Genomic DNA, 20933 nt, shown 5'->3' on the forward strand with positions numbered 1-20933 from the left:
CCGTTGCTTTGTCAAGCCACACCCTATGCGGGTCCGGGGCAGGGGGAGCAGCTACGTGGGGTCAGTCCTGGTCGGCGCCGCTCTGGTCGGCGCCGCTCTGGTCGGCGCCGCCGAACGCGGACCAGTCCGGCTCGGGCATCGCGCCGGTCTCGAAGACCAGATCGAAGGCGCCCTTGCCGTCGATCGTCTCGCGGATGATGTCGGCGTGCCCGGCGTGCCGTGCGAACTCCTCGATCAGGTGCAGCAGGCCCCAGCGCCAGGAGAACTCGCCGCCCTCGTCCCAGGGCGCGGGCGGGACGACGAACGTGTCGTCGAGCGAGGGCAACTCGCCCACAGCCGTCTCGACCTCGGCGGCGACCCGCTCGCTGCGGGCGAGCAGCGCCTCGACGGTCTCCTCGGCGGCGGGCGTGAAGCCGTTCTCGTACGCCTCCTTCTGCTCGGCCTCGCTGGTCTCGATACCGCGGAAGGTACGCAGCCAGTGCTCCTCGACCACGGTGACGTGCTTGAGCAGGCCGGCCAGGGAGAGGGCGCTGGCCGCGGGGGTGCTGCGGGCCTGCTCCTCGGTGAGGCCGTGGAGGGCGCGGCGGATGCCGCCTCGCTGGGCCTCCAGGTAGGCGAGGAGCGCTCCGCGCTCGTCACCGCGCTGTTCCGCCTTGACGACTACCGGCATTGGGGCTCGCCACCTCTCAGATCGCTCCGGAGGCCCGTGCCCCCGGCTGATGACCCCAAGCTATGACCCCTTGCGGCCAGGTTCTGTCCTCAAGAAACAGACCACTCAGCTTGTGCCCACCGGCCGCACCCCGCACCGCAGCGTGGGCGCCCGCCGGGTGCGGCCCGGTGGTGGGTGCTGCGCTTGCCCACCCTGCTCCCCCCAGCCTCCGGCCGGGAGGTACCCCCAGGGCGCAGACTGCCCAAGCGCAGCTTGTTTTCAGAAAGGAAACTCGCTGCGTTCGCGTTGGATGGAGACCCAGCGGGTGGTGGTGAAGGCTTCGACCACCTGGGGGCCGTTCAGGCGGCCGAGTCCGGAGAGTTTTTCGCCGCCGTAGGGGACGATCGGTTCGTCGGCGACGGTGGAGTCGTTGACGTGGACCATCCCCGCGTCGATCCTGCGGGCAACCGCGATCCCCCGCTCGATGTCGGCACTGTGCACGGCGCCGGCGAGCCCGTAGGGGGTGTCGTTGGCGACGCGTACGGCCTCCTCCTCGCCGTCCACCGGGATGATCAGCGCGACGGGTCCGAAGATCTCCTCGTGCCGCAGGGGGGAGTTCTCCGGCAGCCCGGTCAGCACGCTCGGCGAGACCAGGTTGCCGTCCACCTCGCCGTGCAGCAGGGCCGTGGCGCCCTCGGCGAGGGCCTGCTCGACGATGGCGGTCACCCGTTCCGCCTGGCGGGAGTTGATGAGCGGGCCGATATGGGTCTCGGGGTTCTCCGGGTCGCCCACCACCAGCCTGCTGACGCGCTCCACGAACTTCTCGGTGAACTCCGGCTCCAGGCGCCGGTCCACGATGATCCGGTTGGCCGCCATGCACAGCTGGCCCTGGTTGACGAAGCGGCTGTAGACCGCGGCGTCCACGGCGTAGTCGACATCGGCGTCGTCCAGCACGACCAGCCCGCTGTTGGAGCCGAGCTGGAGGATGACGCGCTTGAAGTTGCGCCCCGCGACGGTGGCCACATGGCGGCCCACGCGGTCGGAGCCGGTGAAGGAGATGACCTTGGGCACCGGGTGTTCGATGAGCGTGTCGCCGATCTCCGCGCTGTCGGTGATGACGACGTTCACCAGGCCCGGCGGCAGTCCGGCGTCCTCCAGCACCTTGGCGACCAGGGTGCCCCCGCACACCGGTGTCGACTGGTGCGGCTTGAGGAGGACGGCGTTGCCCAGCGCGAGCGCGGGCGCGGCCGACTTGACCGCCAGCAGGAAGGGGTAGTTGAACGGGGAGATGATCCCCACGACCCCGACCGGGTCCCGGTAGACGCGGTTCTCCTTGCCGGGGACCGAGGACGGCAGGATCTCGCCGAGCGGGTTGAGCGAGAGCTGAAGGGCTTCCCGGAAGAACTCCTTGACCATGTGGATCTCGAAGGCCGCCTTGTGCCGGGTGCCGCCCAGCTCGGCGATGATGGCCTCGGTGATCCGCGGCTCGCTCTCCTCGATGACCCGGATCGCCCGCTCGAAGACGCGTCTGCGCGTGTAGGGGTTGGTGGCAGCCCACTCACGCTGGGCACGCTCGGCCGCGCGGTACGCCTCGTCCACCTCGTCGCGTGTGGCGACGGTGATGGAGGCGAGCTTCTCCCCGTTGTACGGGTTGAAGTCGATGATGTCCCAGGAGCCGGTGCCGGGACGCCACTCGCCGTCTATGCACTGGAGTGCCAGATCCGTGAAGTAGGACATGCCATTCCTTCTGGGGGTTGAAGGAGATGCTGCTGCTTGGTCATCGTACCGGCGGGTCACAGGAGTTGGCGGATTTGGCGCAGGTGATCCCGGCTGTGTTCCGGGGAGAGGCTGAGCTCCACCAGCCGCCGCAGCGCCTGGTCGTACTGTGCCACCTCGTCCCGCTTGTCCAGGTACAGCGCACTGGTGAGCTGTTCGAGGTAGACGATGTCGCTCAGGTCGGACTCGGGGAAGCGCAGCAGGGTGAAGGCGCCGGCCTCGGCGGGGTGGCCGCCCAGCTCGAAGGGTGCGATGTGCAGGTGGACGTTGGGCCGCTCGGAGACTTCGGCGAGGTGGTCCAGTTGCGCCGCCATGATGGCCTTGCTGCCGAACGGGCGGCGCAGCGCGGCCTCGTCGAGCACGCAGAGCAGGTCGGGGGCGTTCTCGCCGAGGAGGAGTTTCTGCCGCTCCAGGCGGAGCGCGACGCGGCGTTCGACCTCTTCCTCGGCGAGCGGGGTGCGGTGCCCGGCGGAGACGACGGCGTGTGCGTACTCGTCGGTCTGCAGGAGACCGTGCACGAACTGGACTTCGTACGTACTGATGTGTGAGGCGGCGCCCTCCAGCCCGACGTACGTCTGGAACCAGCCGGGCAGCACATCGCTGTAGTTGTGCCACCAGCCGGCGACGCTGGAGTCCCGGGCCAGATCGAGGAGTGGTTCGCGCTCGGCGTCGTCGGTGACGCCGTAGAGCGTGAGCAGATCCTCCACGTCCCGCGCCTTGAAGCTGACCCGGCCCAGCTCCATTCTGCTGATCTTGGACTCGGAGGCCCGGATCGAGTAGCCGGCGGCCTCGCGGGTGACGCCGCGGGCCTCGCGCAACCTTCTGAGCTGGGATCCGAGCAGGATGCGCCGGACCATCGAGCCGCTGGAGCTGTTCACCCCTTTCGCCCCTCCGGTACCACCCTGTGCCGATTCTGTTGTCATTCCGATCAGCCCTCCACCCCTGCTTGAAGGGAAGTGTGCCATCCCCGCGCTCCGTTGCGTGCCCGCCCGATTACACACGATCGAAAGTCTCTCGTGCACGTGCATCTGCCCTTGCATCTGCTGTGGGCATTGGGAACCATGGGGATGGCACAAGTGGACCCGCTGGCACGGAAGTTGGCTGCGCGGGTTGCGCTGTGGCGCCCGCACCAGGCGGGGTAGCACGGCCGACAGGATCCGCGCAGGATCATCAACTGCCGCTGACGCCAGGAGTGGCCCTTGTTGGGGACCGAAGGATCGACGGTGCTGGAGCCCTTATGGGGAGGGCTCCCCACGCCGGATGCCCTCTCGGTCTCCGGCTCCGCCTCCTGCGCGCTGCCGCCCCGCTACGAAGCCGTCTCCAGCGCCCGGAACTTCACCCGCAGGACGCTCCAGCGCTGGGGCCTGACCGAAGAGTTCGACGACGTGGCGCTGGTGGTCTCCGAACTGGTGACCAACGCCATGCGGCACGGCCTCACCCCCGGCGCCGATCACGGGGCGGCGTCGGGGGACGAGGGCGACCCACCGGTCCGGCTGCATCTGATGCGCTGGTCGGCCCGGCTGGTCTGTGCCGTACGCGACCCCAGCGACCAGCCGCCCGATGTCACGGCCGTACGACGTGCCGCCGCGCATCGGGAGGCTCACGGGGGATTCGGTGCACAGCACGGAAGGTTCGGCGGTCACGGGGGCCGCGCGACCTGTCAGGACTCCATGGAGTACGGGGGCTCCATGGATCGAGGGGGTGCCCCGCCCGCCGGGGACCCCCTTGGGCGCGGGGGATCTCTCGGCCGCGAGGGGTCCCTCGGACACGGGGGAAACGGGGGTCACGGGGGAAACGGGGGACACGGGGGCGCCGTGAGAGCCGTTGACGCGTTCGACGCGTTGGGCGCCTGGGACTCCGAGGAACTCGAGAACTTCGAGGACTTCGGGGAGTTCGGGGCGCCCGGCTTCACGGCGGAGTCGGGACGCGGTCTGTGCCTGGTCGATTCCTTCAGCGACACCTGGGGGTGGCACCCGCTCTCAGGTCCGCTCTCCGGGAAGATCGTCTGGGCGCTGTTCCGCACCGGTGGCGAGCCCCGCGAGGGGGCGGTCGTCAGTGAGCTGCCAGGTCGTCGAACTCGCCGTCCTTGACGCCGAGGATCAGGGCCCGCACCTCGGCGGGCGTATAGATCAGCGCGGGCCCGTCGGGGAAGCGCGAGTTGCGCATGGCGATGTCACCATTGGGCAGCCTGGCGAACTCCACACACGCCCCTTGCGAGTTGCTGAACCGGCTCTTCCGCCATACGACCCCCTCCAGGTCCCTGGCGGCCATGCCGTTGAACGCGTCGGGCACTTGGATCTCCTGAAATGGTCGGATGTGCGGCTCGCCGCAGTGGACAGGGTCGTGCAGCCGTCAACTGCCAACTTCCCGGGATCATAACTTCGTTCACGTACGGATGCATGTGCCGATGCACGTGCACGACCGCATGTCGCGAGACCATCACTACCGGTCAGGCCCCTTGACTTGAAGTTCTCTTCAAGTTCTAGCTTCCCGTTATGAGCATGGAGATGACCGCCTGGCACGCGCTGTACAACGCACGCCACGCCCACCAGGACCAGCACCCCTTCTCGCCGGCCATGGTCGGCCGCATCATCCGCTTCGCCCGCCGCCACCACCGCAAGCTGATCGCGTTCATGCTGCTCAGCAGCGTGCTCGCGGTGCTCACCGTGGCCACACCGCTGCTCGCCGGGCAGGTGATGAACGCGATCGACCAGAAGTCCTCCACCGGCACCGTGCTGGTGCTGGCCGGGCTGATCGCGGCCATCGCCCTGGCGGAGGCCGGGGTCGGCATTCTGACCCGCTGGCTGTCCGCGCGCATCGGGGAGGGCCTCATCCTCGATCTGCGTACCGCCGTCTACGACCATGTGCAGCGGATGCCGGTGGCCTTCTTCACCCGCACCCGTACGGGCGCTCTGGTCAGCCGTCTCAACAACGACGTCATCGGCGCCCAGCGCGCCTTCTCCTCCACTCTTTCGCAGGTGTTCAGCAACATCGTCACGCTGCTGCTGACCCTCGTGGTGATGTTCAACCTCTCCTGGCGGATCACCCTGCTCACCCTGGTGCTGCTGCCGCTGTTCGTACTGCCGGCGCGGCGGATGGGCGCCCGGCTCGCCCGGCTGGAGCGGGAGCGGGCCGAGCACAACGCGCAGATGAGCACCCAGATGACCGAGCGCTTCTCCGCACCCGGCGCGACTCTCGTCAAACTGTTCGGGCGCCCGGACGAGGAGTCGGCCGCCTTCGCGGCCCGCGCCGACCGGGTGCGGGACATCGGGGTGCGCACCGCCATGGTGCAGGAGGTCTTCTTCACCGCGCTGACCCTGATGGCAGCCCTCGCACTCGCCCTCGTCTACGGGCTCGGCGGCTACTACGCGCTGCGCGGCAACCTCGACCCCGGCGCCGTCGTCTCCCTCGCGCTGCTGCTCACCCGGCTCTACGCGCCGCTGACCGCACTGGCCAGCGCCCGGGTCGAGGTGATGAGCGCGCTGGTCAGCTTCCAGCGGGTCTTCGAGGTGCTCGACCTCAAGCCGCTGATCGAGGACAAGCCGGACGCCCAAGAGGTGCCGGCCGGACCCGTCTCCGTCGAGTTCGACGACGTCCACTTCGGCTACCCCTCACCCGACAAGGTCTCGCTCGCCTCCCTCGAAGAGGTCGCCACGCTCGACACCCGGGGCGGTGAAGAGGTGCTGCACGGCATCTCCTTCCGCGCCGAACCAGGAGAGATGATCGCCCTCGTGGGCTCCTCGGGAGCGGGCAAATCCACGCTGGCCTCGCTGGTCCCGCGCCTGTACGACGTGGACAGCGGCGCCGTCCGGCTCGCCGGGAAGGACGTACGCGAGCTGAGCGCGGCCTCGATGCGGCAGACCCTCGGGCTGGTCACGCAGGACGGCCACCTCTTCCACGACACCATCCGCGCCAATCTGCTGCTCGCCGGCCCCGAGGCCACCGACGAGGAGCTGTGGTCCGCGCTGCGCAGGGCCCGTCTCGACGGGCTCGTCGCCTCGCTCCCCGACGGCCTGGACACCCTTGTCGGCGAGCGCGGCTACCGGCTCTCCGGGGGCGAGCGGCAGCGGCTGACCATCGCCCGGCTGCTGCTGGCCAAACCCCGTGTCGTCCTGCTCGACGAGGCGACGGCACACCTGGACTCCACCTCGGAGGCGGCCGTGCAGGAGGCGCTCGGCGAGGCGCTCCAGGGCCGCACCTCGCTGGTGATCGCCCACCGGCTGTCCACCGTACGGGCCGCCGACCAGATCCTGGTCCTGGAAGAGGGCCGGATCGTGGAGCGGGGAACCCACGAGGAGCTGCTGGCAGCGGGCGGGCGGTACGAACAGCTGTACAGGACACAGTTCAGCGAGTCGGCCGGCGACACGGCCGGGACGCCGCAGGACGGCACGCCCGGGATGCCGCAGGGCGACACCGCCGGGACGCCGCAGGGCGCGCGGATCGGGACCGTCGCCTGAGCGGAGATCACCCTCCCGGACGCGCTCGGCGCGCGCCGTACCCGACACGGGCACAGGCTGAGCTGTGGACCGCTCCCCCGGCAGCTTCCGGGGACCGGTCCCCTGGTCCGCGCCGCCGCTCCCGGAAGGACACGAGCCCATGAGCTGCTCCAGCCTTGAGGCCCTGACCCGCTGTTCCGTCGCCGTCGACCTGGGGGCTGCCAGGACCCGCGTCTACGCGAAAGGGGCCGGGCTCGTCGTCGACCAGCCGTCCGCCGTCGCCGTGAACACCCACTCAGGCGCCCTGATCGCGGTCGGCCAGGCGGCGGAGCGGATGGCCGGGCGCACTCCGCAGCACATCCAGGTGATCCGGCCCGTCTCCAACGGCCACGTGGTGGACATCGAGATGGCCCGGCGGATGGTGCGCACACTCATCAGCGAGCGGCTGCGCGGCCTCAAGCGGCGCCGCACGATGCAGCGCGCCCTGGCCGTCGTCCCGCACGACGCCGACCCGCTGATGCGCCGTGCCGCCGTCGAGACGCTCACCGGCGTGGGAGCGCGCCACGTCGAGCTGGTGGAGGCCCCGATCGCCGCAGCGATCGGCTGCGGACTGCCGGTGGTACGCGCCGAGGGTGCCATGGTGCTGGTGTGCGGTACGACGACCACCCAGATCGCAGTCGTCTCACTGGGCGCCGTCGTGGCGGGAGGCACCGTCAATCTGGGCGGGGAGACCGTCCACCACTCCGTCGTGCAGTACCTGCGCAACCGGCACGAGCTGCTGCTGCCCAGCCAGGACGTCCGCCCGCTCCACCTCGCCCTGCTCGGCAGCGGCGGCGTCGGCGACCGTCGGGGCGGGGGCAGCGGCAACACGATCGAGGTCCAGGGACGCGACGTGGTCTCGGGACTCGCCCGCACCGTGGCCGTCGACCCGGAGGAGCTGCGCGGGGCCGTCCAGACCCCCCTCACGGGGCTGCTGGACACCATCCGTGCCGTGCTGCACCGCTGCCCGCCCGACCTGGTGGCCGACCTCGCCGAGCGCGGGATGGTGCTGGCGGGCGGCACGGCGCTGCTGCCCGGCCTCGCCGAGCAGCTGCGTGAGCACACCGGGATGGCCGTCCATGTGGCGCGGGAGCCGGACCTGTGCGCCATCAACGGGCTCGCCGCGATGATGACGCACGGCGCCGGAGTGGCCGACGAGGGCGCCGCGCCATGGGAGCCCGACCCCACGCGGACCGACCCCCTGTCGGGCGGCCGGGAGGTCATCGGAGGACCGAGCGCTGTCACGGCCGCCGAGGCGGCCGTCCCCGTGCCGGAGCAGGAGGCCGGTTAGCGGCCCGCGAGGTGCAGCGGCCCGCTGAGTGCCTCGTTCAGATGGGGCCGGCTGCGCGGTCGTGGGGTGCGTAGGGGCCGAACAGATCCACCAGCTTGGCGCGGCAGCGCTGGAGTCTGTCCCCCATGACCGCGGCGACGGTCCTGGTCATGGCCAGGCCCAGCGCCTTGTCCTCCTCGCACAGGACCCGCACCGAGAGCGCGTCGAACTCCAGAGCGCGCACCGGGCTGTCCGCCTGAGCGGCGAGCGACCACACATACGGCTGGAACATCCAGGACCAGCCGAGCAGCTCCCCGTGGCGGACGTGGTCGATGGCCACGTCACGATGGCCGGGGATGTGCATGGCCAGCGTCGCCGAGCCGGTATGCAGTATCCAGAAGCGGTCGGCCTTCGCGCCCTCCTCGAAGATCCGTTCCCCGGCGTCGAAGCGCACTTCGTAGCCGAGTGAGCGCACCCGCTCTCGCTGCTCGGGTGTGAGTTCGCCGAGCAGCCCCGTCGTGGTCTGCATGGCCCGCCCTCCCTTCCGGGAACGGAGCGACGTATTGCCACGTCACGGCTTTTTCAAGGTACCTCTCCTCACTCGGACAGGCGAGTTCTGCACGACACGCCGTACCGTCGGCGGTATGTGCAGAAACATCCGGACGCTCCGTCCGCCCTACGCCGAGGCCGTCACCGAGCAGGACGTGCGGGCCGCCGCGCTCCAGTACGTCCGCAAGGTCTCGGGGTTCCGCGCCCCGGCCGCGCACAACCAGGCGGCCTTCGACCTGGCCGTCGAGCGGATCACCGCGGCGACCGGGGAGCTCCTGGAGAGCCTGGTGATCAAGGGATCGCCCGGTGGGAACGGCTGAGATTGCTCGCGGGAACGGCTGAGACGCCTCGTGGGAACGGCTGAGACGGCCGACGGCGCAGTCGTTCGACGTCGGCGGTCAGCGGCGGGCGCCCGCGCTCGCCTCCTGACGGCTCTCCAGCAGCCGCAGCAGCTCGCCGAGCATCCTGGCGAGCCCGTCGCGCTCCTCCTCGCCCAGGCCCACCAGCAGCGACCGCTCGTAGGCCACCTGCTCCGGCATGATCCGGTCCACCAGCTCGCGGCCGCCGGCCGTCAGCGACAGATGGGCGACCCGGCGGTCCCGCGCGTCCGGGCGCCGCTCGATCAGGCCCCGCTCCTCCAGCGTCCGCACCCGCTTGGTGACGGCCGTCGCCGAGGCATAGGTCTCCCGCGCCAGCCGGCCAGGGGTCAGCTCCCGGTCCTCGCGGCGCAGCGCGCTGAGGATGTCGAACTCCGGGCGCGAGAACCCCTCGCGGGCCAGCGGCGCGTCGGAGGCCTGCCGCAGCAGGGCAGCGCACCTGGTGAGGCGGCCGATGACCCCGATCGGCTCGGTGTCGAGGTCGGGCAGCACCTGCCGCCACTGGCCCAGGACCCGCGCGACGACATCCCCCTCGGCCCCGTCCGCTCTGCCTGCTCCCTCGACTCTGTCTGCTCCGTCCGCTCTGTCTGCTCCGTCCGCTCTTTCGCCGGGTGCGTCTTCCGCCGGCACGCGCTGCCCCTCTCGCCCGAGCTCGTCTCTCCCGTACACCGCCCAATTCTGCAGCCGGGGGGCGGGGCGGTACGGGAGCGGGGTCCCGCCGGGCGCACGTGGCGTCCGGCGGGCTCTCCGGGAGGGGCGGGTCAGCTCACACCCGGCTCCACAGGGACGGCGCGTCCTGCGGGTTCCAGCCGGGCTGCGCGGTGTGCGCCTGGATGCAGCGGTAGGCCGCACCGTTGTAGGTGACACGGTCGCCCACCTGGTATCGGGTGCCCACGGCCCAGGTGCCCTCGTCCGGCGGCTCCTGCGGTCCCCCGTCCCCGCTGGTGACCAGCGTGAGGCCGTACGCCTGCAGCGCGGGGTTGACGGGGTAGAAGAACGTCGTGCCGCCCGAGGTGCAGTTGCCGGAGCCGCCCGAGGTCATGCCCTGGGCCTGGTTCCCGGAGATGAAGGAGCCGCCCGAGTCGCCGGGCTCCGCGCACACGTTGGTCCGCACCACACCCGAGACGGTGCCCTGCGGGTAGGTGACGCTGGTGTTGCGCTGCTGGATGGTGCCGCAGTGCCAGCCGGTCGTCGAACCGGAGCGGCACACCGAGGAGCCCACCGGCGCCTCGGTCGACCCGGCGACCGTCACATCGCCCCTGCCGTAGCCGTTGACCAGCGGGCGGGGCGTCCAGTTCGAGTTCGTCGCCACCCAGGCGTGGTCGCGGCCCGGGAACGTCGAGCCCTGGAAGGTGCCCTGGGCCCGCTGGTCGTACCCGGAGGTGGTGGTGCCCGGAGTGCCGCAGTGGCCCGCCGTCACGAAGCCGCCCTGGCCGCCCCGGGTGACGGAGAAGCCGATGGAGCAGCGGCCGCTGCCGTTCATGTAGTACGCGTCGCCGCCCCGCAGATCGGCCAGCGGGCGCGGCTCGGCCGTGGTGCGGCGTACGGTGACGGCGTCCCGGCCGACGCCCGCCCGCTTCAGCAGCGCGTACGCGGCGGCGGTGCTGTGCGCCTCCACGACGACGTCGTTGCGTGCGATGTCGACGTACCAGACCGGCACGCCGTGCGGCGCGGAGCGTGCGGCCGCGCGGTCGAGCGCCTTGTGCACCCGGTCGAGGTCGCCGAGGTCGCGGTCGACGACGCGAGCGGTGGCGCCCGCCTCGGTGATACGCGCCGCCTGGTCGGCGCGGGTGGTCGCGACCGTCAGCCGGCCGGCCGTACGGCCGCTGACCCTGGCCCCGGCGAAGCTGTCGCCGAGCGCCGTACGCAGTGCCGCCGTCGTGGCCGCCGCCTCGGCCTCGTTGGCCAGCCGCGTCCTGGCCTGAGCGGTACTGAGGTGGAGATCGCGGCTCATCGCCCTCAGCAGCGCCGGGTCGCTCCCGGCGGTCCGCGGGGAGGCGGCAGCGGCGGGCGCGGGATCGCTCAGTCCGGCCAGCACGAGACCGGCGACGGCCAGTACGGCGGCCGCCGCCGCGGTGGCGGGTCGCCGCGCGGTGGCGGGTCGCCGCGCGGCGGCGGATCCGGTGGGGCGGCGACGGAGGGGAACGGAACTCGTGGGTCTCGCCATGGAGTTCTCCTCTGTGGGGGCTCGCTCCCCGGCAGGGTCGGGGAGCGGACTGGCGAAACCGTAGACCGGCGCCACCCTGGTGAGGACCCTTCAACTTCCCCCCTGCCACGGTGTTATGGCGCCTGGGGCTTCCGCAGCCAGCGGGAGTAGCTGGGGCTCAGCCCGGCGGCGCCGGCGTGCACGGCACGGGCGTGTGCCAGGACGGTCCGCGCCGCCCCGGCGGCGGCCGCGTCGCGGTGCCAGCCCAGCAGATGCCGCCACAGCAGCGGGGAGCCGAGCAGCGGACGCGTCACCAGGCCCGGCGTCGGCGGAAACGTCGCACGGCACAGCCCCACCGCGCGTCCCACCTGCACCAGATGCACACAGGAAGCGGTGTCCGTCTCGTACACGGCCTCCGGCGTGAAGCCGACCCGCGCGCACGCGGCGGCGAAGCAGTCCGCGAAGCAGCCGTCCCCCGGAACGTTGGTCCAGCGCGCCCCCGCCAACTCCCCGAGCGGCACCTCCTCGCAGGAGGCCAGCGCATGGTCCTCGGGCAGCATGACGAACACCGGGTCGACGGCCACCTGGCGCCAGACCACCGCGGCACCGCCGCTCCCGACGGACGGCGGCCGGCTCTGGCCGCACACCCCGGCCAGCACATAGTCGATCCGGCCCTCGGCCAGCAGCCCGGTCAGCTCGCGGGTCGACCAGGACGTGTACGTCGTCACGGCGGCGCCCGGACAGGCCGAGGCCAGCCGGTCGACCAGGCCGCCCAGCAGCGGCCCGTGCGTGCCCCCGAGCCGGTACCGGGCGGGCTGATCCGCCCCGCCCGCCGCCCGCTTCCGGCTGAACCGGCGCGCCTCCTCCTGTAGCTCCGTCACCGCGGGCACCAGCACCCGCGCCCGCTCCAGCACCAGCTCCCCCAGCTCGGTGGGGCGCACCCCGTGCGGGCCCCGGATGAACAGCTCACCCCCGAGCGCCCGTTCCATCCTCTTGAGCTGCGCGCTCAGTGCGGGCTGCGCCAGCCCCAGCCCGGTCGCGGCCCGCGTCAGACTCCCCGCCTCGGCGATGGCCGCGACGACCTTGAGGTGTCGGAGTTCCAGGTCCATACCAGTACGGTGGGGCGCCCGCCGACCGCCGACAAGACACCGGACACCGCCCGCTGAAACACCGGGCTCTCCCCGCTCGTCCCACCTGGACCGAACTGCCGTCCGACCCCACCGGTGAGTACCTTTGTCATGCTGCAAATATTCCGGGGAAGAAAGAGGGACGCGGAATGAGCACTACGGGCGGTCTTGGTTCCGCACGCGCGGAGGTGGTGCGGCTGCCGGGCGGGGACGGCCTGTGGGTGGTACGCGCGGAGGGCGGCATGACCGACGCCGACCACGCCGCGCTCCGCACGGCGGCGCAGCCCGCCCCCGGCTGCACCGCGGTGGTCGTCGACCTCGCGCTGGTCCCGCACGTCTCGGCAGCCGCGGTCCGCGCGCTGGTCGCCACAGCGCGCGCCCTCCAGGAGGACGGCACCACGCTGCTGCCGGCCACCACCGACCCCCGGCTCGCCGACGTACTGGCTGCCGACGGCGCGCTGACCGTCGTAGGGTCCGTCGCCGAGGCGACCACCCTGTGCAGCGCGCCCGAACCCGAACCCGGACTCGGCGTCGCCGTTCCCTCCCCGCGGCGCCCCGAACAGACCGGTGGCACACAGACCGGTGGAACACAGACCGGTGGCACACAGACCGGTGGAACACAGACCGGTGGAACCGGCTCGGCGCAGTTGGCTGTCACCACCGCCCCTCGGCCGCAGGCCCCGGCGCTCTCCCCCGCGGCCCCCGCCTCTGCCGCGTCCTCCGCTGCTTCCGCTGCTTCCGCCTCCTCGGCGTCCTCCGCCTCTTCGGCGCCGCCCGCCGAGGTGGTCCGGCTCCGCGAAGAGGTACGCAATCTGCGGGCCAAGGTCCGCACCCACCCGCTGATCTCCCGCGCCCAGGGCATCCTGGAAGAGCGCTACCGACTGCCCGACGACCGCGCCGCGTTCGCCCTCCTGGAGGCCAGCTCGCAGCGGTTCAACGTCAGACTGCGCACCCTCGCCAGTGCCGTCATCACCGTTCCGCCGCCGCGCTCCTACGACCACGAATGGTTCCCCCAGCGCGAGCGGCTGAGCGCTCCCCCGCTGGCCTTCGCCCCCCAGCTCCGCGCCGCCACCGCCAACACCGCGGAAGTCCTCTCCGCCGTGCTGCGCCACAGCATGGAGGTCGCCGAGACCGGCATGGGCAACGTCCAGCTCGTCGACCCGGTCACCGGTGACCTGCGCATCGAGAAACACCACGGTCTCGACGACGACTTCCTGGAGTTCTTCGACCGCGTCGGCAAGGACGGGACCGCCTGCGCGCAGGCCTCCCAGCAGGTCACGCGCGTCACCGTCACGGACGTTGCCACCGACGAGCTCTTCGACGAGGCGTCCCGCGACGCGGTGCTGGCCGCCGGCAGCCGGGGGTGCCACAGCACGCCGCTGATCGTGCCCTCCGGGCAGGTGGAGGGTGTCGTCTCCACCCACCATGAGCGGCCCGTCCGCGCGTTGTCTGCCGCGCAGGCCCGTGCGCTCGATGAGATGGGGGTGCAGGCCGGGCGGTGGCTGGAGTGGTACCAGCGCACTGTTGTCCTCGACGCCCTTGAGGACCTCCACTTCACCGGCAGCACCTGGCGGCACCCATGATTGACGCCGCCACCATTGGCTGAGGGGCCAGCCTTTTTCGGGTGGGCGGGGTTGAGGGCTCAGCCCTCTGACCGTCTGTCGTTCATGGGGGCTCCGCGGGTGGGTGGGCACCGCTTCCATCGGTTGAAGGCCGAGCCCTGTGGCCCCCTCCCGTTCATGGGGGCTCCGCCCCCAAACCCCCGGGTCCTCGCCGGACGGGCGCTGGGGGGCTCCGCCCCCCAACCACCCCCCGCTACGGGGGCTTCGCCCCCCTAGGAGCCCCCTTCCGCAACAGCACAATCCGGTAGACATTCACTCATCCCGGCTCATGCCCCAGGCCCTTGGCTTGTGCCGGTGACTCCCGCAGGGTCGTCACCGGCCGGTCCAAGGACCCGCACCACTGAGGGTGGCCTTGAAAGGCAATGGGGTGGTCCCATGCGGCAGGGGGGTTCTAGGGGGGCGAAGCCCACCTAGCTGTGTTGTTCGGGGAGGTTGGTGACGCGGCTGGCGGGGGTTTGGCCTTTGATGCCGGTGTGGGGTCGGTGGTGGTTGTACCAGTCGAGCCAGCCGGGAAACGTTGCTTGTCGTTCGGTTTCTGAGGTGTAGGGCCGCTGGTAGGCCCATTCTTCGAGCAGGGTGCGGTGGAAGCGTTCGACTTTGCCGTTGGTCTGGGGGCGCCAGGGGCGGGTGTAGCGGGGGCGGATGCCCAGGTCGTGGCAGGTGGTCTTCCAGGTTTTCTGGGTGTAGGCCCAGGCGTTGTCGGTCAGGACCCGTTCGATGGTGATGCCGTGGCGTGCGAACCAGGCGGTGGCCCGTCGGAGGAAGGCGGCGCAGGTGGGGGCCTTCTCATCGGGCAGGTTCTCGGTGTAGGCGAGGCGGGAGTGGTCGTCCAGGGCGGTGTGGAGGCAGGCGTATCCCTTTCCGTGGCGGCGGTCCTTGTTCGGGCTGTCGGCCCGGCCGTGGACCTTGTGGCCGCCGCCGTCGGGGATACGGCCGAGTTTCTTGACATCGATATGGACGAGTTCGCCGGGGCGGGAGCGTTCGTAGCGGCGGACGGGCTCGCCGGTGGCCCGGTCCAGGGCGGCCAGGGGAGGCATGCCGCAGCGGGCCAGGATGCGGTGGCAGGTGGAGGCGGCCGGCCCGGTGCGGGCGGCCAGGCGCAGGGGCCCGATACGGTGCTCGCGGCGCATGCGCACCACCTGCGCTTCTGTGGCGGGCGGGGTCTGTCCAGGGCAGTGACGCGGACGGCTGGAGCGGTCGTACAAGCCGGCCTCTCCCCGCTGCCGGTAGCGGGAAGCCCACCGGGCAGCGGTGGTGTGACTGACCTGGAAACGTTCGGCAGCCTGGCGCAGCGGCCAGCCCTCCTCCACGACACAGCGAGCCAGACGCAGACGCCCGGTCGGGGTCAGCGGGGCATTACGGTGGATCACGAGGGCCTCCTGCACTCGGCGGTAGATGTCGCAATCCACACCGAGCCAGAAGGCCCTCACCCCGTTCAAGGACCACCCACAGCGTGTCACCTGTCACCAACCTCCCCGAACAACACATCTAGCGGGGGGCCGTTGGGGGGCGGAGCCCCCCGACACGACCTGTCGGCGCAAGCCGAAGCAACAAACGGGGCGTGCGTCCACAACCGGGGGCCACCCCGTGAGGGGCTCGCCCCCCGACACGACCACTCGGCGGCGAGCCGAAGCAACAAACGGGGCGTGCGTCCACAACGCGGCGGGCCACCCCGTGAGGGGCTCGCCCCCCGACACGACCACTCGGCGGCGAGCCGGGACGCAAACAGGGCGTGCGTCCACAACCGGCGGGGGCAGCCCAAAGAGAGGGGATCAGGGTGGGCCGGCCCAGTGGTACAGGTGCACAGGACGCCCCGTCTCACCATGCTTCAACCGGTGCCGCACCAACCCAGCACTCTCCAAGAGCTTGAGGTACCGCTGAGCCGTCTGCCGACTGAGCCCGGCCCGATCGGCAACCTCCTGCGCCGAAAACGCCCGCGCAGCACCCGCAGTCCCCTGCAGAACCCCTCTCACCAGATCAGCGGTCAGCACCGAGTGCCCCTTGGGCAAGGTCTCACCACCGCCGCCCCGCGCAGCCGCGCCGAACAGCCGGTCAACCGTCTCCTGCGTGGCACCGGTCCGCGGCGCCGTCGCCAACTCGCGGCGCAGCGCGGCGTACCCGTCGAGCTTGCCGCGCAGATGGGCAAAGGTGAACGGCTTCACGATGTACTGGAGGGCACCGTGGCGCTGAGCCGCGCGGACCGTGGCGGTGTCGCGCGCCGCGGTCACCATGATGGCCTCCGTCTCCATACCGCTGCTGCGCAGGCGGCGTAGGAGGGCCAGCCCCGATTCGTCCGGCAGATAGTGGTCGAGCAGCACCAGATCGACCGCGTGCTGCCGCAGAAAGAGCAGGGCTTCTGCGGCGCTGTGGGCGGTCCCGGCGACGTGGAAGCCGGGGATCTTCGAGACGTACGCGGCGTTGATCCGGGCCACGTTGGGATCGTCGTCCACAACAAGCACCTCGATCACCTCCGTCACCCGCCCCTCACCTCCGCCATCTCATTCACACCCGTCGCGTCCGCCTCCAACGCCTCCGGAAGCACCACACGGAACTCGGCACCGCCCTCCGCCGACTCACCGACCCGGGCCTCACCACCCGCGCGCTCCGCGAACCGCCGCACAAGGGCGAGCCCGAGACCCCGATGAGCCCCACCGCCCTCACCCAACTCAACCGGATCACGAGCCCCCTCACCCGGCTCACGATCCTCATCGCCGAAGGCAACCCGCACGGCCTTCGTCGACCAGCCCTCCTCGAACACCAATTCCCGGTGCTCGGGCGGCACGCCAGGCCCGGTGTCCCGAACGGTGAGGACGACCGAACGGTCGTCCTCACCTCGCAGGGCGACCTCCACCGCCGCCCCCGCACTCCCCGCCGCCGCGTCCAACGCGTTGTCGACCAGGTTGCCGACGACCGTGACCAGGCCGCTCGGGTCGACCAGCCGGTCCGGGAGGAAGGAGTCGGGCGCCAGGCGCAGCGCGACACCGCGCTCGGCGGCCACGGCCGCCTTGCCGACCAGCAGCGCCGACACCAGCGGGTCGTGCACCCGTTCGGTGACCTCTTCAGCGGTGGCGCGGCGTACGCCCAACGCGCCGGTGACGAACTGTGCGGCCTCCTCGTACAGGCCCAGTTCCAGCAGGCCGAGGAGGGTGTGCAGCCGGTTGGCGTGCTCGTGGTCCTGCGCGCGCAGCGCGTCCAGCAGGCCGCGGGTGCCCTCCAGCTCGCGGCCGAGGCGTTCGAGTTCGGTCCGGTCGCGCAGGGTGGCGACGGCGCCGCCGTCCGCGGTGGGCATCCGGTTGGCGACCAGCACCCGGGCGCCGCGGACGGTGACCAGGTCGCGGCCCGTCACCCGCCCCGCGAGCACGTCCGCCGTACGGCCGGGGCCGAGTGCCTCGGTGACCGGGCGGCCCAGCGCTTCGGGTCCGAGGCCCAGAAGCCGCTGGGCCTCGTCGTTGACGAGCCGTACCCTGCCGTCCGCGTCCAGCGCGACGACGCCCTCCGCGAGCCCGTGCAGCATCGCCTCGCGCTCGGCGAGCAGCGCGGAGATGTCGGAGAAGGCGAGGGCGTGGGTGCGGCGGCGCAGTCGCCGGGCCAGCAGGTAAGCGGCCAGCGCGCCGACGGCGAGTGCGCCGCCCGCGTAGGTCAGCAATCGGGGGACGAGGGCCAGCAGGCCCTCGCGGACGTTGGCGTAGTCGATACCGACGGAGACCGCGCCGATGATCCGCCCGTCGGAGTCGCGCAGCGGCGCCTTGCCGCGTGCGGTGCGGCCGAGGGTGCCTACGTCGATCTGGGTGACGTCGTGGCCCGCCAGCACCTGGCCGGGGTCGGTGGAGACGTGGTGGCCGAGGGCCGAGGGCGAGGGGTGGGCCCAGCGGACACCGCGCTCGTCCATGATCACCACGTACTCGGCGCCGGTGGCGTGCCGGATACGCTCCGCCTCCCGCTGCAGCGGCCCGCGAGCGGTGGGCCGCTGGGCGCGGTGTGCGGCCGAGGTCAGCTCGGACGCCAGGCCGGGACGGGCCGCGGTGGTCTGGGCGATCGCGAGGGCGCGGCGCATGGCCTGCCGGTCGAGCTGGTCGCTGAGCGGCGCCAGGAACAGGCCGCTGACCAGCGCCGTCACTCCGACGACGAGGGCGAGCTGGGCCGCCAGCACATGGGAGGAGACGCGGCGGGGCCTACCTACGCGCACGGGCCACGCCTCCTCTCGGCCGTTGTCGCCCCGCGCCGGGCGGGGCGCTGTCTGGAATCTCCCGTTCCGGTCAGCTCCTGCCAGGAAGAGTAGAGGACCGCCGGCGTCAGCCGTCCGGGAATGCCCGGCTACAGGATGCCGAACAGCAGTCCGGCGCCCAGGATCACCAGCGAGGTCAGCACGGCCCACTTGATCGTGAACTTGGTGTGCTCCCCGAACTCCACCTTCGCCATCCCGACCAGGACGTAGACGGCCGGGACGAGCGGGCTCGACATGTGCAGCGGCTGGCCGATGAGCGAGGCACGGGCGATCTCCAGCGAACCGACCCCGTGCGCGGCCCCCGCCTCGGAGAGGATCGGGACGATGCCGAAGTAGAAGCCGTCGTTCGACATCAGATAGGTGAACGGGATGCTGAGGATTCCGGTCACCAGCGCCATGTGCGGCCCGAGCGCGTCGGGGATCGCGCCCACCACGGTGCGGGCCATCTCGTCCACCATGCCGGTGCCGGTCAGTACGCCGGTGAAGACTGCGGCGGCGAAGACCATGCCCGCCACGTTGAGCACGTTCTCGGAGTGCGCGGCGATCCGGGCCTTCTGCTCGGCCATGTCCCGGAAGTTCACCGTCAGCGCGAGGGCGGCGCCCAGCAGGAACAGCACGGGGATGGGGAGCAACTGGGTGATCAGCAGGACCAGGAGGGTGACGGTGAGCGCTGCGTTGAACCAGTACAGCTTCGGCCGGAGGGTGGACCGGTTCGGGTCCAGGACCGCCGACTCCGCGCCGTGGCCCGACGCCGGCTCCGCAGCGCCCTGGCCGTCCGGGGTCGGGTCGTCCGGGGTCGGGTCGTCCGGGGTCCGGCCGTCGCCGTCTGCCGTCGCGGCCCGGCCGCCGCCTCCGCCACCGGCGCCCCCGCCCTTGCGGAGCGAGAGCCGTCCTCGCCGTTCCCCGGCGTCGGCCCCGGAGCCCGCGCCCACCAGCACGGTCTCGCTCTCCGGCTCCGACTCCGGCTCCGACTCCGACCCCGTCCCCTGCTTCCGCTCGGTCGCCCCGGTGAAGGTCAGCGTGCCCAGGCGGCGCCGCTCCCGGAGGCCGAGCGCGTAGGACAGGACGAAGACGCAGAGCAGCCCGACGGCCAGTGCGGGGATCATCGGGACGAAGATGTCGCCCGCGTCCAGGTGCAGCGCGGTGGCAGCCCGCGCGGTGGGGCCGCCCCAGGGGAGGGTGTTCATCACACCGTTGGCCGTGGCGGCGACACCCGTGAGTACGACGACGCTCATCCCCAGTCGCCGGTACAGGGGCAGCATCGCGGAGACGGTGATCATGAAGGTCGTCGAGCCGTCGCCGTCCAGCGAGACGATCGCGGCGAGCACGGCCGTCCCGACGACGATCCGCAGGGGGTCGGCCCGGCAGAAGCGCAGGATGCCCCGCACCACCGGGTCGAAGAGGCCGACATCGATCATGATGCCGAAGTAGATGATGGCGAACATCAGCATGGCGGCTGTGGGCGCGAGGTCGCCGACGCCGTCGAGTACGTACTTCCCCAGGTGGGCGCCCTCTCCGACCAGGACGCAGAACAGCGCGGGGATGAGCACCAGCGCCGCTATGGGGGACATCTTCTTGGTCATGATCAGCACCAGGAAGGTAGCGATCATGACAAAGCCGAGGATCGTCAGCATGGAAACCCAATCTCTCGCCCGCCGCGACGCGACGGGGGACCCGCCCGGACCCCCGCCGTCGCGGCAGGGTCCAGGTGCCCGGTGACACGGCACGCGGCGGCCCTGCGGACGGGGCCCCGGTGCCCTGCGGTCGCCCGACCGTAAGCAGCGCGGCACACCGGTCACAAGAGCGTCATCCGCGAGCAATATGAGCGAAACCCCAGCTCAAGGTAGGGGTGCCCGGCCGGGCGCCACCGGGAGCGCCACCCGGACGGGGGCCCTGCCGCTGGTTGGACGTGCGCGGCCATGGGCACCCGGGGGACAGCCCGAGGTGCGAGGGAAGTGATGACGCATGGCCACGGCAACCATGGAAACCGTCCACATCCGGACCGGCGACGGGGCGGTGCTGACCGGCGATCTTCAGGTGCCTGACCGGGTGACCGGAGCCGTGCTGTTCGCCCACGGCAGCGGCAGCTCGCGGTTCAGCCCCCGCAACCGCGCGGTCGCGACGGTGCTGCGCGAGGAGGGGCTGGCCACGCTGCTGCTCGATCTGCTGACCGAGGAAGAGGAGCAGATCGACGCGGCGACGGCCGAGCACCGGTTCGACATCCCGCTGCTGGGCCGTCGCCTGGTGGCGGCCGTCGACGAGCTGACGCGGCACGGGCGGACAGCCGGACTGCCGGTCGGCATCTTCGGAGCGTCCACCGGCGCGGCGGCGGCGCTGACGGCCGCGGCCGAGCGGCCCGGCACCGTCTACGCGGTGGTCTCCCGGGGCGGGCGGCCCGACCTGGCCGGCGAAGCGCTGCCGGAGGTGCTGGCCCCGGTGCTGCTGATCGTCGGCGGCAACGACCAGCAGGTGCTGCGGCTGAACGAGGCCGCAGCGGAGAGGCTGCGCGCCCCGCACCGCATCCATGTCGTCCCCGGCGCCACCCACCTGTTCGAGGAGCCGGGCACCTTGGAGGAGGCCGCGCGGGAGGCTGCCGGATGGTTCGCGCTCCCACCCACCACGGACGGCGAGTGAGGACGCGGCCCACGCACCGCGGAAGGGTGCGCGACACGAGCACCGCAGAAGCAGGGCGCGACACGAGCACCGCAGAAGGGAGC

The 20933-nt window shown here is 71.8% G+C and carries 17 protein-coding genes and 2 pseudogenes; 7 read left to right on the top strand and 12 right to left on the bottom strand.

The window, feature by feature from the left end; genetic code table 11:
* Positions 1–61: 61 nt before the first annotated feature.
* The 3 genes from HC362_RS13935 to HC362_RS13945 form a co-directional block, all read right to left on the bottom strand.
* Positions 62–670, bottom strand: a complete 609-nt coding sequence (locus HC362_RS13935; protein WP_243084230.1) for a DinB family protein — start codon at positions 668–670, stop codon at positions 62–64.
* Positions 671–928: 258 nt separating this feature from the next.
* Entirely contained in the window at positions 929–2386 is a 1458-nt protein-coding gene (locus tag HC362_RS13940; RefSeq protein WP_243084231.1) for an aldehyde dehydrogenase family protein, read from the bottom strand.
* 56 nt (positions 2387–2442) lie between these two features.
* Positions 2443–3282: a helix-turn-helix transcriptional regulator gene (locus tag HC362_RS13945; RefSeq protein ID WP_243088573.1), complete on the bottom strand. Its 840-nt coding sequence runs from the start codon at positions 3280–3282 to the stop codon at positions 2443–2445.
* Between the two features lie 345 nt (positions 3283–3627).
* Here HC362_RS13945 and HC362_RS13950 point away from each other — a divergent pair.
* A pseudogene (locus tag HC362_RS13950) lies at positions 3628–4056 on the top strand (ATP-binding protein); the annotation flags it as partial.
* 276 nt (positions 4057–4332) lie between these two features.
* Positions 4333–4515, top strand: a pseudogene (locus tag HC362_RS13955) (ATP-binding protein); the annotation flags it as partial.
* Here the strand turns inward: HC362_RS13955 and HC362_RS13960 are convergent.
* A complete protein-coding gene (locus HC362_RS13960) occupies positions 4478–4717 on the bottom strand; it encodes a DUF397 domain-containing protein (protein ID WP_243084232.1) in 240 nt (79 codons plus the stop codon). The pseudogene HC362_RS13955 and the gene HC362_RS13960 overlap by 38 nt on opposite strands.
* Before the next feature lie 203 nt (positions 4718–4920).
* Here HC362_RS13960 and HC362_RS13965 point away from each other — a divergent pair, with 203 nt between their 5' ends.
* On the top strand, positions 4921–6882 hold the full coding sequence (locus HC362_RS13965) for an ABC transporter ATP-binding protein (RefSeq protein WP_243084233.1): 1962 nt from the start codon (positions 4921–4923) through the stop codon (positions 6880–6882).
* 139 nt (positions 6883–7021) lie between these two features.
* On the top strand, positions 7022–8191 hold the full coding sequence (locus tag HC362_RS13970) for a rod shape-determining protein (RefSeq protein ID WP_243084234.1): 1170 nt from the start codon (positions 7022–7024) through the stop codon (positions 8189–8191).
* 37 nt (positions 8192–8228) lie between these two features.
* Here the strand turns inward: HC362_RS13970 and HC362_RS13975 are convergent, their stop codons facing one another.
* The gene (locus HC362_RS13975; RefSeq protein WP_243084235.1) at positions 8229–8699 is read right to left on the bottom strand and encodes a cyclic nucleotide-binding domain-containing protein; all 471 of its coding nucleotides are present in this window, start codon (positions 8697–8699) and stop codon (positions 8229–8231) included.
* 115 nt (positions 8700–8814) lie between these two features.
* Here HC362_RS13975 and HC362_RS13980 point away from each other — a divergent pair, with 115 nt between their 5' ends.
* Complete coding sequence (locus tag HC362_RS13980) at positions 8815–9039, top strand: DUF2277 domain-containing protein (RefSeq protein WP_243084236.1); 225 nt, start codon at positions 8815–8817, stop codon at positions 9037–9039.
* 78 nt (positions 9040–9117) lie between these two features.
* Here the strand turns inward: HC362_RS13980 and HC362_RS13985 are convergent, their stop codons facing one another.
* The 3 genes from HC362_RS13985 to HC362_RS13995 form a co-directional block, all read right to left on the bottom strand.
* On the bottom strand, positions 9118–9606 hold the full coding sequence (locus tag HC362_RS13985; RefSeq protein WP_243088575.1) for a MarR family transcriptional regulator: 489 nt from the start codon (positions 9604–9606) through the stop codon (positions 9118–9120).
* 256 nt (positions 9607–9862) lie between these two features.
* Positions 9863–11263 (bottom strand): carbohydrate-binding protein, encoded by a 1401-nt coding sequence (locus tag HC362_RS13990; protein WP_243084237.1) that lies wholly within the window; start codon positions 11261–11263, stop codon positions 9863–9865.
* A gap of 113 nt (positions 11264–11376) precedes the next feature.
* Positions 11377–12351, bottom strand: a complete 975-nt coding sequence (locus HC362_RS13995) for a LysR family transcriptional regulator (RefSeq protein ID WP_243084238.1) — start codon at positions 12349–12351, stop codon at positions 11377–11379.
* A 167-nt stretch (positions 12352–12518) separates the two neighbouring features.
* Between HC362_RS13995 and HC362_RS14000 the strand changes: the two genes are divergently transcribed.
* On the top strand, positions 12519–13952 hold the full coding sequence (locus tag HC362_RS14000; protein WP_243084239.1) for an ANTAR domain-containing protein: 1434 nt from the start codon (positions 12519–12521) through the stop codon (positions 13950–13952).
* A 449-nt stretch (positions 13953–14401) separates the two neighbouring features.
* Here the strand turns inward: HC362_RS14000 and HC362_RS14005 are convergent, their stop codons facing one another.
* The 4 genes from HC362_RS14005 to HC362_RS14020 form a co-directional block, all read right to left on the bottom strand.
* Complete coding sequence (locus tag HC362_RS14005) at positions 14402–15361, bottom strand: IS481 family transposase (protein WP_243084240.1); 960 nt, start codon at positions 15359–15361, stop codon at positions 14402–14404.
* Between the two features lie 402 nt (positions 15362–15763).
* Positions 15764–16459 (bottom strand): response regulator, encoded by a 696-nt coding sequence (locus HC362_RS14010; RefSeq protein ID WP_243088576.1) that lies wholly within the window; start codon positions 16457–16459, stop codon positions 15764–15766.
* Between the two features lie 5 nt (positions 16460–16464).
* Entirely contained in the window at positions 16465–18177 is a 1713-nt protein-coding gene (locus tag HC362_RS14015; protein ID WP_243084241.1) for a sensor histidine kinase, read from the bottom strand.
* 128 nt (positions 18178–18305) lie between these two features.
* On the bottom strand, positions 18306–19850 hold the full coding sequence (locus HC362_RS14020) for a citrate:proton symporter (RefSeq protein WP_243084242.1): 1545 nt from the start codon (positions 19848–19850) through the stop codon (positions 18306–18308).
* Between the two features lie 331 nt (positions 19851–20181).
* Here HC362_RS14020 and HC362_RS14025 point away from each other — a divergent pair, with 331 nt between their 5' ends.
* Positions 20182–20850, top strand: coding sequence for an alpha/beta family hydrolase (locus HC362_RS14025; protein WP_243084243.1), 669 nt, complete (start codon positions 20182–20184; stop codon positions 20848–20850).
* Positions 20851–20933: the final 83 nt, after the last annotated feature.

Source organism: Streptomyces sp. 891-h (assembly GCF_022760275.1).
GTDB lineage: Bacteria > Actinomycetota > Actinomycetes > Streptomycetales > Streptomycetaceae > Streptomyces > Streptomyces spirodelae.

Coding starts and splice junctions, on each gene's coding strand:
- HC362_RS13980 (WP_243084236.1), top strand. CDS start 8,815: ATGTGCAGAAACATCCGGACGCTCCGTCCGCCCTACGCCGAGGCCGTC.
- HC362_RS13975 (WP_243084235.1), bottom strand. CDS start 8,699: ATGCAGACCACGACGGGGCTGCTCGGCGAACTCACACCCGAGCAGCGA.
- HC362_RS13965 (WP_243084233.1), top strand. CDS start 4,921: ATGAGCATGGAGATGACCGCCTGGCACGCGCTGTACAACGCACGCCAC.
- HC362_RS13935 (WP_243084230.1), bottom strand. CDS start 670: ATGCCGGTAGTCGTCAAGGCGGAACAGCGCGGTGACGAGCGCGGAGCG.
- HC362_RS14020 (WP_243084242.1), bottom strand. CDS start 19,850: ATGCTGACGATCCTCGGCTTTGTCATGATCGCTACCTTCCTGGTGCTG.
- HC362_RS13940 (WP_243084231.1), bottom strand. CDS start 2,386: ATGTCCTACTTCACGGATCTGGCACTCCAGTGCATAGACGGCGAGTGG.
- HC362_RS13945 (WP_243088573.1), bottom strand. CDS start 3,282: ATGGTCCGGCGCATCCTGCTCGGATCCCAGCTCAGAAGGTTGCGCGAG.
- HC362_RS14025 (WP_243084243.1), top strand. CDS start 20,182: ATGGCCACGGCAACCATGGAAACCGTCCACATCCGGACCGGCGACGGG.
- HC362_RS14000 (WP_243084239.1), top strand. CDS start 12,519: ATGAGCACTACGGGCGGTCTTGGTTCCGCACGCGCGGAGGTGGTGCGG.
- HC362_RS13995 (WP_243084238.1), bottom strand. CDS start 12,351: ATGGACCTGGAACTCCGACACCTCAAGGTCGTCGCGGCCATCGCCGAG.
- HC362_RS13970 (WP_243084234.1), top strand. CDS start 7,022: ATGAGCTGCTCCAGCCTTGAGGCCCTGACCCGCTGTTCCGTCGCCGTC.
- HC362_RS13990 (WP_243084237.1), bottom strand. CDS start 11,263: ATGGCGAGACCCACGAGTTCCGTTCCCCTCCGTCGCCGCCCCACCGGA.